Origin of the sequence: Knoellia altitudinis, assembly GCF_042666355.1 — a bacterium.
Taxonomy (GTDB): domain Bacteria; phylum Actinomycetota; class Actinomycetes; order Actinomycetales; family Dermatophilaceae; genus Knoellia; species Knoellia altitudinis.
Genome location: NZ_JBHTDK010000001.1, coordinates 557,382 through 571,639, shown reverse-complemented (window position 1 = coordinate 571,639; position 14,258 = coordinate 557,382). Strand labels below are relative to the sequence as shown.

General features: G+C 68.9%; 15 protein-coding genes. 12 read left to right on the top strand and 3 right to left on the bottom strand.

Features of this window, described 5'->3' with window-relative positions; genetic code table 11:
• The first annotated feature begins 117 nt into the window (after positions 1 to 117).
• The 8 genes from ACFQW8_RS02585 to ACFQW8_RS02550 all read left to right on the top strand — a co-directional run bounded on the left by ACFQW8_RS02585 (position 118) and on the right by ACFQW8_RS02550 (position 7,015).
• The gene (locus ACFQW8_RS02585; RefSeq protein ID WP_211254743.1) at positions 118 to 324 is read left to right on the top strand and encodes an ATP synthase F0 subunit C; all 207 of its coding nucleotides are present in this window, start codon (positions 118 to 120) and stop codon (positions 322 to 324) included.
• 61 nt (positions 325 to 385) lie between these two features.
• The gene (locus ACFQW8_RS02580; protein ID WP_380085417.1) at positions 386 to 1,045 is read left to right on the top strand and encodes a F0F1 ATP synthase subunit B; all 660 of its coding nucleotides are present in this window, start codon (positions 386 to 388) and stop codon (positions 1,043 to 1,045) included.
• Positions 1,045 to 1,854 carry a F0F1 ATP synthase subunit delta gene (locus ACFQW8_RS02575; protein ID WP_380085416.1) on the top strand — a complete coding sequence of 270 codons (810 nt, stop codon included), beginning with the start codon at positions 1,045 to 1,047 and terminating at the stop codon, positions 1,852 to 1,854. The genes ACFQW8_RS02580 and ACFQW8_RS02575 overlap by 1 nt, the downstream gene beginning before the upstream one ends.
• Positions 1,855 to 1,988: 134 nt before the next feature.
• Positions 1,989 to 3,626, top strand: a complete 1,638-nt coding sequence (atpA, locus tag ACFQW8_RS02570) for a F0F1 ATP synthase subunit alpha (protein WP_380085415.1) — start codon at positions 1,989 to 1,991, stop codon at positions 3,624 to 3,626.
• A gap of 174 nt (positions 3,627 to 3,800) precedes the next feature.
• Complete coding sequence (locus tag ACFQW8_RS02565; protein ID WP_380085414.1) at positions 3,801 to 4,703, top strand: F0F1 ATP synthase subunit gamma; 903 nt, start codon at positions 3,801 to 3,803, stop codon at positions 4,701 to 4,703.
• A gap of 8 nt (positions 4,704 to 4,711) precedes the next feature.
• A complete protein-coding gene (gene atpD / locus ACFQW8_RS02560) occupies positions 4,712 to 6,178 on the top strand; it encodes a F0F1 ATP synthase subunit beta (protein ID WP_380085413.1) in 1,467 nt (488 codons plus the stop codon).
• Positions 6,179 to 6,297: 119 nt separating this feature from the next.
• Positions 6,298 to 6,567: a F0F1 ATP synthase subunit epsilon gene (locus ACFQW8_RS02555; protein WP_380085412.1), complete on the top strand. Its 270-nt coding sequence runs from the start codon at positions 6,298 to 6,300 to the stop codon at positions 6,565 to 6,567.
• Between the two features lie 19 nt (positions 6,568 to 6,586).
• Positions 6,587 to 7,015 (top strand): DUF2550 family protein, encoded by a 429-nt coding sequence (locus ACFQW8_RS02550; RefSeq protein WP_380085411.1) that lies wholly within the window; start codon positions 6,587 to 6,589, stop codon positions 7,013 to 7,015.
• 11 nt (positions 7,016 to 7,026) lie between these two features.
• Here the strand turns inward: ACFQW8_RS02550 and ACFQW8_RS02545 are convergent, their stop codons facing one another.
• Entirely contained in the window at positions 7,027 to 7,692 is a 666-nt protein-coding gene (locus ACFQW8_RS02545) for a cob(I)yrinic acid a,c-diamide adenosyltransferase (protein WP_380085410.1), read from the bottom strand.
• Between the two features lie 55 nt (positions 7,693 to 7,747).
• On the opposite strand from ACFQW8_RS02545, the gene ACFQW8_RS02540 reads away from it, so the two are divergent.
• From ACFQW8_RS02540 to ACFQW8_RS02530, 3 genes are all read left to right on the top strand, one after another.
• Positions 7,748 to 8,146 (top strand): STAS domain-containing protein, encoded by a 399-nt coding sequence (locus tag ACFQW8_RS02540; protein WP_380085409.1) that lies wholly within the window; start codon positions 7,748 to 7,750, stop codon positions 8,144 to 8,146.
• Positions 8,147 to 8,201: 55 nt separating this feature from the next.
• Positions 8,202 to 9,239, top strand: a complete 1,038-nt coding sequence (locus ACFQW8_RS02535; protein WP_380085408.1) for an acyltransferase family protein — start codon at positions 8,202 to 8,204, stop codon at positions 9,237 to 9,239.
• A 132-nt stretch (positions 9,240 to 9,371) separates the two neighbouring features.
• Positions 9,372 to 11,384, top strand: coding sequence for a protein meaA (locus tag ACFQW8_RS02530; RefSeq protein ID WP_380088570.1), 2,013 nt, complete (start codon positions 9,372 to 9,374; stop codon positions 11,382 to 11,384).
• Positions 11,385 to 11,459: 75 nt separating this feature from the next.
• On the opposite strand, the gene ACFQW8_RS02525 is transcribed toward ACFQW8_RS02530, so the two are convergent.
• Complete coding sequence (locus tag ACFQW8_RS02525) at positions 11,460 to 12,785, bottom strand: GNAT family N-acetyltransferase (protein WP_380085407.1); 1,326 nt, start codon at positions 12,783 to 12,785, stop codon at positions 11,460 to 11,462.
• A 39-nt stretch (positions 12,786 to 12,824) separates the two neighbouring features.
• Here ACFQW8_RS02525 and ACFQW8_RS02520 point away from each other — a divergent pair, with 39 nt between their 5' ends.
• Positions 12,825 to 13,448: a histidine phosphatase family protein gene (locus ACFQW8_RS02520; protein WP_380085406.1), complete on the top strand. Its 624-nt coding sequence runs from the start codon at positions 12,825 to 12,827 to the stop codon at positions 13,446 to 13,448.
• Positions 13,449 to 13,460: 12 nt separating this feature from the next.
• Here ACFQW8_RS02520 and nucS read toward each other — a convergent pair whose 3' ends face one another.
• Entirely contained in the window at positions 13,461 to 14,156 is a 696-nt protein-coding gene (nucS, locus tag ACFQW8_RS02515; RefSeq protein WP_380085405.1) for an endonuclease NucS, read from the bottom strand.
• Between the last annotated feature and the right edge of the window lie 102 nt (positions 14,157 to 14,258).

Sequence of the window (14,258 nt, the reverse complement as noted above, 5' to 3'; positions counted from 1 at the left end):
CGCGAAGTCACGGCTTCTTGATCGCACGACCCACAACTCCATAGCTCGACCACCATCGAAAAATTCTTCCGTCCCGGCACTCGGCCGAGATGGAACCCCCAGAAACACGAAAGAGGAATCATCGTGGAAGGCAACCTCTCGCTCGTCGGTTACGGCCTTGCGACCATCGGCCCGGCCATCGCCGTCGGCCTGATCTTCGCTGCCTACATCAACGGCGTCGCCCGTCAGCCCGAGGCCCGCAACCTCCTCCAGCCGATCGCCATCCTTGGCTTCGCGCTCGCCGAGGCACTTGCGATCTTCGGCCTGGTGCTCTTCTTCATCTGATGCCAGCGGCCCCCCGGGCCACGACTCATCCCCGAACTGGTTCGAAGCACTAGGAGTACCCGTGCAGTTCACCGCCACACCGTCGACGGTTGTCTCTCTGGCGACCGCCGAGGGCGCCAAGATGCCCCTCATCCCGCACATCCCCGAGCTGATCTTCGGTCTCGTGATGATCGGGGTCCTCTACTGGGTGGTGTCGACCAAGGTCGTCCCCAACCTGGAGAAGGCCTACGAGGAGCGTCGTGCTGCCATCGAAGGCGGCATGGAGCAGGCCGAGGAGGCCCAGGCCCAGGCCCAGGCCGCCCTCCAGCAGTACGAAGCCCAGCTGCACGAGGCCCGCACCGAGGCCAACGCCATCCGTGAGGAGGCGCGGGCCGAGGGTGCCTCCATCGTCACCGAGCTGCGTGAGAAGGCGCAGGCGGAGGCGAGCCGGATCACCGAGTCGGCCAAGCGACAGATCGAGGCCGAGCGTCAGCAGGCCGTGGTCTCGCTGCGCTCCGAGGTCGGCACGCTCTCGACGACTCTCGCCAGCCGCATCGTCGGCGAGTCGCTCGAGGACGAGGTGCGCCAGAAGGGCATGATCGACCGCTTCCTTGCCGAGCTCGAGAGCGGCGCCGTCCGCCCCGAGAAGGTGTCCGCAGCCTCAGTTGCGGCTCCGACCGAGGAGCCCGGTCAGGGTGAGCTCGACCTCGGCAACGGCGGCACGGCAGGGCGGGACGCCTGATGCGTGGCTCGTCGCGTGGTGCCGGGCTGGCGGCCGAGAAGGCCCTCGACCTGGCTCTCGACGGCGTCGACCGGGCCGCTCTCGCCGAGGAGCTCTTCTCGATCGCGGGAACGATCGAGGGCGACGCGCCACTGCGACGCGCCTTCGCCGACCCGGCGCGGGACGGTGAGGCCAAGCGTGGCCTGGCCGACCGGATCTTCGGCGGCAAGGTGAGCGAGACGGCCACGTCCCTGACGGGCGAGGTCGTCGCGCAGCGTTGGGCCAGCGAGGGCGACCTCAGCGACACCTTCGAGGCACTCGCCGTTCGCGCGCTGCTCGCCAGCGCCGAGAAGGCAGGTCGCATCGACGCCGTCGAGGACGAGCTCTTCCGCTTCGAGCGGGTCGTCGCCGGCAACACCGCGCTTCGCGACACGCTCTCGAGCCGCAACACCGACGCCAAGGGCAAGGCCGGCATCGTGCGCGGCCTGCTCGAGGGCAAGGCGACGCAGGAGACCGTTCGACTCGCCGAGCAGGCGGTCCTCGTGGCACGTGGTCGCAGACTCGACCGAGTGCTTGAGACCTACCTCAGGCTCGCCGCGACCCGTCGCGACGAGCTCACCGCCGTCGTCTCGGTCGCCATTCCGCTCGACGAGCGGCAGCAGACGCGCCTCGCTTCAGCGTTGCGTGACATCTACGGCAAGAAGGTCACCCTGCAGACGGTGCTCGACCGCGGCGTCGTCGGTGGGATCCGGGTCCAGATCGGCGACGAGGTCGTCGACGGGACGGTCCTGCGGCGCCTCGAAAAGGTGCGACACGACCTCGCAGGCTGACCCCGAGGGACCTTGCAAGGACCGGACGGCATACCGAGCCTTTCGCCTCGACCACATCTGAAGAAGCACCACACCCCACACACTTCGGCTCAATCGGAGCCGGCAGCTGTTACACCAAAGGGAGAAGAGATCACATGACGGAGCTCTCGATCCGTCCGGAGGAGATCCGGGACGCACTGGACACCTACGTCCAGTCCTACGAGCCCGGCGCGGCTTCGCGTGAAGAGGTCGGCCGCGTCACTGACGCCGGTGACGGCATCGCCCACGTCGAGGGCCTGCCCTCGGCCATGACCAACGAGCTCCTCGAGTTCGAGGACGGCACGCTGGGCCTCGCGCTCAACCTCGACGTCCACCAGATCGGTGTGGTCATCCTTGGTGACTTCTCCAAGATCGAGGAGGGCCAGGAGGTCAAGCGCACCGGAGAGGTCCTCTCCGTTCCCGTCGGCGACAGCTTCCTCGGTCGCGTCGTCGACCCGCTGGGCAACCCGATCGACGGCCTGGGCGACATCCAGAGTGACGAGCGCCGTGCGCTCGAGCTCCAGGCGCCCAACGTCGTCCAGCGCAAGTCGGTCCACGAGCCTCTGCAGACCGGCCTCAAGGCCGTCGACGCCATGACGCCGATCGGCCGTGGCCAGCGCCAGCTCATCATCGGTGACCGTCAGACCGGCAAGACCACGGTCGCGGTCGACACGATCATCAACCAGAAGGAGTTCTGGGAGACGGGCGACCCGAACAAGCAGGTCCGTTGCATCTATGTCGGGATCGGCCAGAAGGGCTCGACCATCGCGTCGGTCCGCGGCACCCTCGAGGACGCCGGGGCGATGGAGTACACCACCATCGTCGCGGCCCCCGCTTCTGACAGCGCCGGCTTCAAGTACCTCGCCCCCTACACCGGCTCGGCCATCGGCCAGCACTGGATGTACCAGGGCAAGCACGTCCTCATCGTCTTCGACGACCTGTCCAAGCAGGCCGAGGCCTACCGCGCGGTGTCCCTGCTGCTGCGTCGCCCGCCGGGTCGCGAGGCCTACCCGGGTGACGTCTTCTACCTGCACTCCCGTCTGCTCGAGCGTTGCGCGAAGCTCAGCGACGAGCTCGGTGCGGGCTCCATGACCGGTCTGCCGATCATCGAGACCAAGGCGGGTGACGTCTCGGCCTACATCCCGACCAACGTCATCTCCATCACCGACGGTCAGATCTACCTGCAGGCCGACCTCTTCAACTCCAACGTCCGCCCCGCGGTCGACGTGGGTGTCTCGGTGTCGCGGGTCGGTGGCGCCGCGCAGACCAAGGCCATGAAGGGCGTCTCCGGTCGTCTCAAGCTCGACCTCGCCCAGTTCCGTGCCCTCGAGGCCTTTGCGATGTTCGCCTCCGACCTCGACCCTGCCTCCAAGGCCCAGCTGGCCAAGGGCGCACGTCTCGTCGAGCTGCTCAAGCAGGCGCAGTCGGCGCCGTTCCCGGTCGAGGAGCAGGTCGTCTCCGTGTGGGCCGGCACCACCGGTCAGCTCGACTCCGTCGCGGTCGAGGACATCCGCCGCTTCGAGTCCGAGTTCCTCGGTCACCTCCGCCGCAGCAAGAAGGACCTGCTCGACGCGATTCGTGAGACGGGCAAGTTCGAGAGCTCGACCGAAGAGGCGCTCAAGGCCGAGATCGACTCCTTCAAGAAGGGCTTCGAGCCCTCCAACAAGGAGAACCTCCCGATCGGCGACGAGTCCGAGAGCGGCGACGACGCCCTCGACTCCGAGCAGGAGAAGATCGTCAAGCAGAAGCGCTGACGCTCTCCGGTATGCCGGGTGGTCACCTCGGTGACCACCCGGCACCGGAAGCCAGGCGGAGCTCGGGTGACCCGGTCATCCCGACACACGGCATACCGGCTCGGTTCCACCAGGCTCAGCACCACCTCAGACACAGCACCACCACAGACTTCAGACCAGGAAGGGCGGCAAACTATGGGAGCGCAGATCCGGGTTTACCGGCAGCGCATCCGGTCCGTCAGCGCGACGAAGAAGATCACGCGGGCCATGGAGCTCATGGCCGCGGCTCGCGTCGTCAAGGCCCAGCAGGCCGTGCGTGAGTCGACCCCGTACGCGCGAGCGATCACGCGTGCCGTCTCGGCCGTCGCGACCTTCTCCAACGAGGACCACGTCCTCACGACCGAGAAGGAGAAGGTGACCCGCGCTGCGGTCGTCATCATCACCTCGGACCGCGGCCTGGCCGGCGCCTACAGCTCGTCCGTGCTCAAGGAGTCCGAGCGCCTCATCGCGCGACTGCGTGAAGAGGGCAAGGAAGCCATCCCCTACCTCCTCGGTCGCAAGGCCGTCGGCTACTACAAGTTCCGTGGGCGCGAGTCCGCGGCCGAGTGGACCGGCAACTCCGAGAAGCCGACCTTCGAGACCGCCCGCGAGATCGGTGAGCGGCTCGTCGGCGACTTCCTCCTGGACACCGAGTCCGAGGGTGGTGTCGACGAGGTCCACATCGTCTACTCGCGCTTCGTGTCGATGGTGACGCAGGAGCCCGAGGTCATCCGCCTTCTCCCGCTCGAGATCGTCGAAGGGACCGAGCCGCCCGCAGAGGGCGAGCTGTTCCCGCTCTACGAGTTCGAGCCGAGCGTCGAGGAGGTGCTCGACGCGCTGCTGCCCAAGTACGTCACGTCGCGACTGTTCAACTGCATGCTGCAGGCCGCCGCCTCCGAGCTGGCCGCGCGTCAGCGTGCGATGAAGTCGGCGACGGACAACGCCGAGGAGCTCGTCAAGAAGTACACCCGACTGGCCAACCAGGCCCGTCAGGCCGAGATCACCCAAGAGATCAGCGAAATCGTCGGTGGCGCCAGCGCCCTGGCCGAGAGCAAGTGAGAGAGAACATGACTGCCACTGTCACAGGCACTGACAACCACTCCAGCGACTCCGCGCCCGGCGGCATCGGCCGTGTCTCGCGCATCATCGGCCCGGTCGTCGACATCGAGTTCCCGGCCGACGCCATGCCCGAGCAGTACAACCTGCTCACCACCACGGTCGAGCTCTCGGGTGAGACGAAGAACCTCAACCTCGAGGTCGCCCAGCACATCGGCGACAACATGGTTCGCGCCATCTCGCTGCAGCCGACCGACGGTCTCGTCCGGGGCACCCAGGTGCAGGACACCGGCGGTCCCATCACGGTTCCCGTCGGCGACCAGACCCTCGGCAAGGTCTTCAACACCACCGGTGAGGTCATGAACCTCGCCGAGGGCGAGACCTTTGAGGTCAAGGAGCGCTGGGGCATCCACCGCAAGGCTCCGGCCTTCGACCAGCTCGAGTCCAAGACCGAGATGTTCGAGACCGGCATCAAGATCATCGACCTGATGACCCCCTACGTGCAGGGTGGCAAGATCGGCCTGTTCGGTGGCGCCGGGGTCGGCAAGACCGTCCTCATCCAGGAGATGATCGCCCGAGTCGCGCGCAACCATGGTGGTGTCTCGGTGTTCGCCGGTGTCGGCGAGCGCACCCGTGAGGGCAACGACCTCATGGTCGAGATGGAGGAGGCCGGCGTCCTCGGACAGACGGCGCTCGTCTTCGGCCAGATGGACGAGCCGCCGGGCACGCGACTGCGCGTCGCCCTCTCGGCCCTGACCATGGCCGAGTACTTCCGCGACGTGCAGAACCAGGACGTGCTGCTCTTCATCGACAACATCTTCCGCTTCACCCAGGCCGGTTCGGAGGTGTCGACCCTCCTTGGTCGTATGCCGTCCGCCGTGGGCTACCAGCCGACCCTCGCCGACGAGATGGGCGTCCTCCAGGAGCGCATCACCTCGACCCGAGGCAACTCGATCACCTCGATGCAGGCCATCTACGTGCCCGCCGACGACTACACCGACCCGGCCCCTGCCACGACGTTCGCGCACCTCGACGCGACGACCGAGCTGTCCCGTGAGATCGCCTCGCTGGGCATCTACCCGGCCGTCGACCCCCTCACGTCGACCTCGCGGATCCTCGACCGGCGCTACATCGCGGACGACCACTACGACACCGCGGTGCGCATCCGGTCGATCCTCCAGCGCAACAAGGAGCTGCAGGACATCATCGCGATCCTCGGCATCGACGAGCTCTCCGAGGAGGACAAGATCCTCGTCAACCGGGCCCGTCGCATCCAGCGCTTCCTCGGCCAGAACACCTACGTCGCCAAGCAGTTCACCGGCATCGAGGGTTCGACGGTGCCGCTCGTCGACACCATCGAGGCGTTCACGAAGATCGCCGACGGCGACTTCGACCACTTCCCCGAGCAGGCCTTCTTCATGTGTGGTGGCCTCGACGACGTCGAGCGCCAGGCCGCAGAGATCCAGAAGAACCTCTGAGTCGTTCCGTTGGTCGCAGGGCCGATGCCGCGAGCGGTGTCGGCCCTGCGCCGTACGGCCCCGGGGCTCTCAGGCAGCGCCGGTAGACTTCACTTCCACACCACTTCCCGGAGGAACACGTGAGCCAGCTGCAGGTTGAACTCGTCGCCGCGGACCGCAAGGTCTGGGAGGGCGAGGCGAGCCAGGTGAGCGCCCGCTCCATCGAGGGCGAGCTGGGCATCATGCCCGGCCACACCCCCATCCTCGGCGTCCTCGTCGAGGGCGAGATCAAGATCCACGGCGAGGGCGGTGTGCGCACCGCCACGATCGACGGTGGCTTCCTGTCCGTCGACCACGATCGCGTGACCATCCTCGCCGAGGCCGTCGACGCCTCGGGTCTGACGAACTGACGCAGGGGCAGGTCGCGCCATGACGCCGATCGTCGCCGTCGAGCTGGTGCTCGCGGTGACGGTCGCCCTGCTCGTGGCCGGCGTCGGCTACGTCCTGCTCCGCCGTCGCTACATCTCCGGCGGCAAGCCGCTCATGCTCTGTGCGGTCAGCACCGGTGACCGCCGTTGGCGTCTGGGCCTGGCGCGCATCGCGGGGGATCGACTCGACTGGTTCTCGGTCGTCGGTCCCTCCTTGCGTCCCGGTCACTCCTGGGTCCGTCACGACCTCGACCTCGGAGCACCCCATCGGCTCGCCGAGTCGGTTCCGGGGCTTCCGTCGGACGCGGTGTGCGTGGCCGGAAGGTCGCGGTCGGACGACTACGAGCTCGCCCTCAGCCCAGCGGCATACACGTCCCTGCGTGCCTGGCTCGAGAGCTCCCCGCCCGGTTTCAACGTCAACGTCGCCTGAGCAGGCGGGGCTCAGTCGTCGTCGGTCGTCGCATCGTCCGCCTGCAGGGCCGAGGCACCTTGGGACGGTGCCTCCGCCCGACCGCCACCGGGCTGCCACAGGACGTCGCCGCCGACACCGAGGTTGGCGACCCGGGCGAGGATGAAGAGCAGGTCCGACAAGCGGTTGAGGTATGCCGCGGTCGTCGGGTTCACGCCGCCCTCACCCTTGGCGGTGCCCACCTCCGTGCCGTGGGCCTCGATGGCGGCCCAGGTCGAGCGCTCGGCCCGCCGGACCACGGTCGTCGCCTGGTGCAGGTGCGCCGCGCCGACCGTGCCACCGGGGAGGATGAACGACCGGAGCTTGTCGAGCTTGGCGTTCTGGGTGTCGCAGTCCGCCTCGAGCTCGTCGATCCACTCCGACTGGACCCGCAGGGGCGGATACTCCGGGTTCTCGAGCAGGGGAGTGCACAGGTCGGCGCCGACGTCGAAGAGGTCGTTCTGCACCCGGGTGAGGATGGCTCGCACGTCCTCGGTCAGCTCGCCGGTGGCGAGGACGACTCCGATGACGGCGTTGGCCTCGTTGACGTCGGCGTAGGCCGCGAGCCGCGGGTCGGTCTTGCGCGTGCGGCTGAAGTCCCCAAGCCCGGTCGTGCCGTCGTCGCCGGTACGGGTGTAGATGCGGGTGAGATTGACCATGAGCCGAGCCTGCCAGACGCCTTTGCCCAGTCTTTACCCGGCGCATGCTCAGCCCGTGGGAACCGTCGCGTTCAATGGGATCCGGATGAAGAAGGCGACCGTGGATCAGCGTGGACACACGATCGTGACCCTGAGCGAGCGTCGCGACCCGTCTGGACACCATGTCTCGCTGCGCGGACGCCTCGACTTCCACACCGTGCCGGACCTGCGGATAGTGCTCCATCGCATCGTCGACGACGGCCACGACGACCTCCTCCTGGATCTCGCCGAGTGCGAGATCGGCGACGCCACCGGTTTCGGCCTCATCGTCGAGTGCCTGCGTCGAGCGCGCCGGGGTTCGCGGGCCTTCCGCATCGTCGAGGCCGACGACCGCACGCGTCGCCTGCTGCGTCGCGCCCGGCTGAACCACCTCATCGGCACCGGTTCGGCGGACCTCACCACCGCTGTCGGCTGACCTCTGCCATCCTGTCCGTGTGTCGAACCGCGTGACAGATCGTGTGGGAGAGCCGGTGGGTGACACCTCGTCCGTCCCACGGCGTGTCCTCGGCCTGGATGCCGCGCGCGGCCTCGCCGTGGTGGCCATGGTGATCGCCCACGGTGTCCCGTTTGTCAGCGGTCGCGTGTCCGAGTCCGGCGCTTTCGTGCTGCAACAGGTCAACGACCTGGCCTCACCGCTCTTCGTCCTCGTGATGGGGGTGGCCGCAGGGCTCGCCTTCGGGCGCGGAGTCGCTTCTCGGGGCATCACGCGCGCGGTGGTCAAAGGAGTGGCGTTGATCCTGTTGGGGGTCGGGCTCGAGCAGCTGGACCACTGGGTGGCCGTGATCCTCCACGTCCTCGGACTCCTGCTCATCGTCGGGACGCCCCTGCTCGTCCTGGGTTCGCGATGGTTGGTGGGGATCGCGGCCGTCCTGTTCGTGGTCGGGCCCTGGGTCATCGAGGCAGTGACGCGTGCAGCCGGCGGGGTCGCCGGCGGCGCGGCGACCACTGCGGGCTGGGCGGCCAACCCCCTCGTGCAGTGGCTCGTGACCAACACGCACTACCGCGTGCTCACGCTCCTCCCGCTCTTCCTCGTCGGCGCGGTCCTGGCTCGGCGCGGCCTGACTGACGAGCGCGCGTCGTGGTGGTGCGTCATGGGCGGGCTGGCCCTGCTCTGGGCGAGCTTTGCCGCAGAGCTGTTGGGGCACCCGGTGGTCTTCTCCGGTGACCACCCCGACCAGGTGCAGGAGAACGGACTGGCGCTCGCGGCATACGGGCTCGTCATGGCGACCGAGCTCGCGGGAGAACGACGACCATCGGTGTATGCCGTGCTTCGCCCCCTGGCGCTCGTCGGCCAGGTGGCGCTGTCGCTCTATGTGTTCCACGTGGTCCTGCTCGTTCCCCTGATCCCGGGCTTCGCCGAGGGCGGCTGGCTGCCCTTCGGTTTGCTGCTCGTGGTGGCGCTCGTCGTGGCCTGGGGCTGGGCACGGTTCGTCGGGAGCGGGCCGCTCGAGTGGCTCATCGAGCGACTTGCACCGCCCCGCCGCCCCTCGGCGGCCGCTGCGGCGTGAGGACTCTCACGACCTGAGACCCTGTCTCGGCTCGTGGGCCGCGCGTAGCGTTGCACCATGCCCGAACACCCCTCTGCCGACGCGGTTCCCGCTGCTTCCCCCGCGCGCCCCGACCGTGACCGACCGTGGGTCATGCGCACGTATGCCGGCCACTCCAGCGCCGCTGCGAGCAACGCGCTCTACCGCCGCAACCTCGAGAAGGGCCAGACCGGGCTGTCCGTGGCCTTCGACCTGCCGACCCAGACCGGCTACGACCCGGACCACGTGCTCGCCCGCGGTGAGGTCGGCAAGGTCGGCGTCCCGATCTCGCACATCGGCGACATGCGCGCCCTCTTCGACCAGATCCCCCTGGCTCAGATGAACACGTCCATGACGATCAACGCGACCGCGATGTGGCTGCTCGCGATGTACCAGGTGGCGGCCGAGGAGCAGGCCGCGGCGGCGGGCGCGGACCCGGCCGAGCTGGTCAGGGCGCTGGGTGGCACGACGCAGAACGACATCATCAAGGAGTACCTGTCGCGCGGGACCTACGTCTTCGCGCCCGCGCCATCGCTGCGGCTCATCACCGACATGGTGTCCTACACGGTCTCCGACATCCCCAGGTGGAACCCGATCAACATCTGCAGCTACCACCTGCAGGAGGCGGGCGCGACGCCGGTGCAGGAGATCGCCTACGCGATGTCGACGGCGATCGCCGTGCTCGATGCGGTGCGGGACGCGGGGCAGGTGCCGCCGGAGCGCTTCGGCGAGGTCGTCGCCCGCATCTCGTTCTTCGTCAACGCCGGTGTCCGGTTCGTCGAGGAGATGTGCAAGATGCGCGCCTTCGTCGAGCTCTGGGACGAGCTGACCCGTGACCGCTACGGCGTCACCGACGCCAAGCAGCGCCGCTTCCGCTACGGCGTCCAGGTCAACTCGCTCGGCCTCACCGAGGCCCAGCCCGAGAACAACGTGCAGCGCATCGTCCTCGAGATGCTCGCCGTCACGCTGTCCAAGGGCGCGCGCGCCCGCGCCGTGCAGCTGCCCGCCTGGAACGAGGCGCTCGGCCTGCCCCGGCCGTGGGACCAGCAGTGGTCGCTGCGGATGCAGCAGGTCCTGGCCTACGAGTCCGACCTCCTCGAGTACGACGACCTCTTCGAGGGGTCGGGCGTCGTCGAGGCCAAGGTGGCCGAGCTCGTCGCCGGAGCCAGGGCCGAGATCGACCGCGTCGCCGAGCTCGGTGGAGCCGTGGCTGCCGTCGAGAGCGGCTACATGAAGTCCGCCCTCGTCGCCTCGCACGCGCTGCGGCGCCAGCGGATCGAGGCCGGCGAGGACGTCATCGTCGGCGTCAACAAGTTCGAGACGACCGAGCCGAACCCCCTGACGGCTGATCTCGACACCGCCATCCAGACCGTCGATGCCGGGGTCGAGGCGGCCGCGGCGGCCGCCGTGCGGGAGTGGCGAGAGGCGCGCGATGCGGACCCTGCCAAGCGCGAACGAGCGGCTGCGTCGCTGGCGCGACTCAAGGCAGCCGCGCAGACGGACGAGAACCTCATGGAGGCGTCCATCGAGTGCGCCCGTGCCGAGGTGACGACGGGGGAGTGGGCCCAGGCCCTGCGTGAGGTGTTCGGCGAGTTCCGTGCGCCGACCGGTGTCACCGGCTCGGTCGGGCTGACCGGGGGTGCTGCGGGCGTCGAGCTGTCGGCCGTGCGCCAGCGGGTGGCAGGGCTGCGCGACGAGCTCGGCGAGACCCTGCGCGTCCTCGTGGGCAAGCCCGGGCTCGACGGGCACTCCAACGGTGCCGAGCAGATTGCCGTGCGTGCTCGCGATGCCGGGTTCGAGGTCGTCTACCAGGGCATCCGGCTCACGCCCGAGCAGATCGTCGCCGCTGCCGTCTCGGAGGACGTCCACCTCGTGGGCATCTCGATCCTGTCGGGCTCGCACATGGAGCTCGTCCCCGACATCCTCGAGGGACTGCGTGAGGCGGGGTCCGGTGACATCCCGGTCATCGTCGGCGGCATCATCCCGGAGTCCGACGCGGCCAGGCTGAAGGCGCTCGGCGTCGCCGAGGTGTTCACGCCCAAGGACTTCGGCCTCAACGACATCATGGGTCGCTTCGTCGACGTCATCCGCGACTCCCGCCTCCAGGCCGAGGCACCCACCGGCTGACGCCACGGCGTGTCTGTCCCCACCCGTCCGATGGGGTGAGCTCAGTGCAGACGTGGCCGTCGGGGAGCCCTCGGGTCAGAAGTGGGTGCTGCAGTGGGGTGAGGGGCTCCCGTCGGCGAGGGCGGCGAACCGGCGCAGGGCCTCGTCGCTGCCGCTGATCCGGCCGGCCTGGGCCAGTGGGTCCACGGACACGTCGCCGAGGTAGAGCGTGCCCAGAGTCTCGACGTCGAGGGTGACGTCGGGTTCGTCGGAGGTCGAGGCGATCGTCGCGCGCCCACCGGTGGCGTCGATCCGGACCGTGCCGTCGGCGTGGCCCAGCGAGTCCTCGACCCGGAGGACGAGGGAGTCGTCGGAGAACCACGGTCGCGCCTCCAGGGATACGACGAGGTCGAGGATGCGGACCCACAGGTGGTCCTGGATCGCCGTGACCCGTCGGACGCGGTGGTTGACGAGGGCATGGGTCAGGTGGTCGACGACCGGTGCAGCGGCGGTGACCACCTCGGCGAGGTCGATGTCGGCGAGGAACTGCCAGAGCGCGAGGTGTGCTGCCGGAGTGGCCGAGACCAGGTCGCGGACCGCGACCTCGGTCACATCGCCGGGTCGCTTCATGGCGTAGACCACGAAACCGTCCGGAGCGCCGTCGGCGTCGAGCCGCACCGCGATGCGCTGCTTGCGGTCCTCGCTCATCTCCTCCCAGTCGTAGCCCTTGACCCAGGACTCGTAGTAGCCGGGGCGGCCCACGCTGCCGCGCGTGAGCTCGTGGTGGCGGGCGAACACCTTCTCGACGAAGGGCCATGCCTCGCCGGAAGGGACGATGGCCACCTGCCCGCCGTCGTCCGCCCGCTCGCGCAGGCGGAACCGGGACGAGGTCTCGACGCGCACGCGCGACTCGCGAGTCGCCGGACCGAAGCCGAACCGCTGATAGATCGCACCCTCGGAGGCGGTGAGCACGGCGGCGGGGACGTCCGCGGCGACGGCGGCCTCGAGGTTTTCCGTCATGAGACGGCGCATGAGACCACGCCGCCGATGCGTCGGAGCCACGGTGACGTCGGTGATCATCCACGCAGGCATGGTCTCGGCTCCCGCGTTCATCGTCTTGACGAGGTGGCCGAACGTCGCCACCGGCACCTCGTTGGAGAGCCCGGCGACCGGCGTCGCCCATGCGCCCCGGATGACCGCCCTGTCGGCGCGGGCGGCCGCCAGCCACTCCTCACGGAAGCCCTCGTTGGGCTGGCTCTGGTGAAAGCCGCGCAGGATGGCGTCGAGCCAGCCGTTCACCCGGGCGGTGCGGTCGGGGCTCTCGTCGTCGAGGTCGAGGGTGGCGAAGGTCAGCTCGTCGGTCACCTCGACAGCCAACCAGCCATGACGGGCACTGTCGAACGGATTCGGGGCGGACGGCATACCGGCAAAGGTGTCCGGACCACGTGGGAGGGTGGAGGTGTGAGTGATCTGCAGTGCCCCGCAACCCTGCTCGTGTCGCGTCATGGTGACGCCGACTACCCGCACGCCAAGGTGCTCTCGGACGACGGGGGCTGGCTCACGGACAAGGGGAAGGCGCAGGTCCGCGATCTCGCCGAGTCGCTGCGGTCGCGCAACGTGGCGGCCGTCTGGACGAGCCGGTTGCAGCGCGCTGTCGAGTCGGGAGTCGTCGCTGCAGAGATCCTCGGCGTGCGGGCGACCGCGATCGACGGCCTCGAGGAGTTCTCGGTCGGCGCGCTCGCGGGGCGGGAGCACGACGACGCGGAGCTGAACGGCGTCTTCGAGGCCTGGAAGGCCGGTCACCTCGGGACGTTCATCCCAGGAGGGGAGAGCGGGCGGGCCGTCCTCGACCGCTACCGGGCGGCGCTCGAGGAGATCTCGGACCAGCACCGTGGCGAGACCGTGCTCGTCTTCACGCACGGCGGCGTCATGTCGTTCTGCCTGCCGCGGATGGGGCACAACGTGCGCGATGACCTTGCGGCACAACGCTTCCTGCCCAACTGCGCCGTGGCCGAGATCAGCCTCGACTCCGATGGCGTCACGGTGCACTCCTGGCCGGGCAGGGCCGACCGTTCGGTCGTCTGACGCGGGCGCAGGTCAGAAGAGGCGGTGCTCGCTGTTGTCGATGCCCTTGAGGTCGTCGTAGTCCAGGACGACGCAGCGTATGCCGCGGTCCTCGGCGAGCGTGCGTGCCTGCGGCTTGATCTGTTGTGCGGCGAAGACCCCGGTCACCGGGGCGAGGTGCGTGTCGCGGTTCATGAGCTCGAGGTAGCGGGTGAGCTGCTCGACCCCGTCGATGTCACCCCGGCGCTTGATCTCGACGGCCACGGTCGCTCCGGCAGCGTCCTTGCAGAGGATGTCGACCGGGCCGATGGGGGTCATGAACTCGCGCCGGGTCAGGGTGTAGCCGTCGCCGAGGGTGGTGATGTGCTCGGCGAGCAGGCGCTGGAGGTGCGCCTCGACGCCGTCCTTGACCAGGCCGGGGTCGACCCCGAGGTCGTGGCTGGTGTCGCTGTGGACCTCGTGGAGCCGCACCCGCAGCCGGTCCTCGGACTTGGCGTGCTGCACGACCCACACGGCGGTGACACCGTCCGCCACCTCGCTCTCGTCCGGCTCGACCTCGGCCATGGCGCAGGGCGGTGACATCCAGTTGAGCGGCTTGTAGGAGCCGCCGTCGGAGTGGATGAGCACCGAGCCGTCGGCCTTGACCATGAGCAGCCGGGTCGCGAGGGGGAGGTGGGCCGTCAGCCGACCGTCGTAGTCGACGCTGCACTTCGCAATCACCACTCGCACCGGGCCACCCTAGTCGGCGCCGCCAGCGGGACACGTGCGGGCGCGAACCACCACAGCCGCGAACCCGGCACACGAAATGGGAATGCACCTGCCCGGCGATGT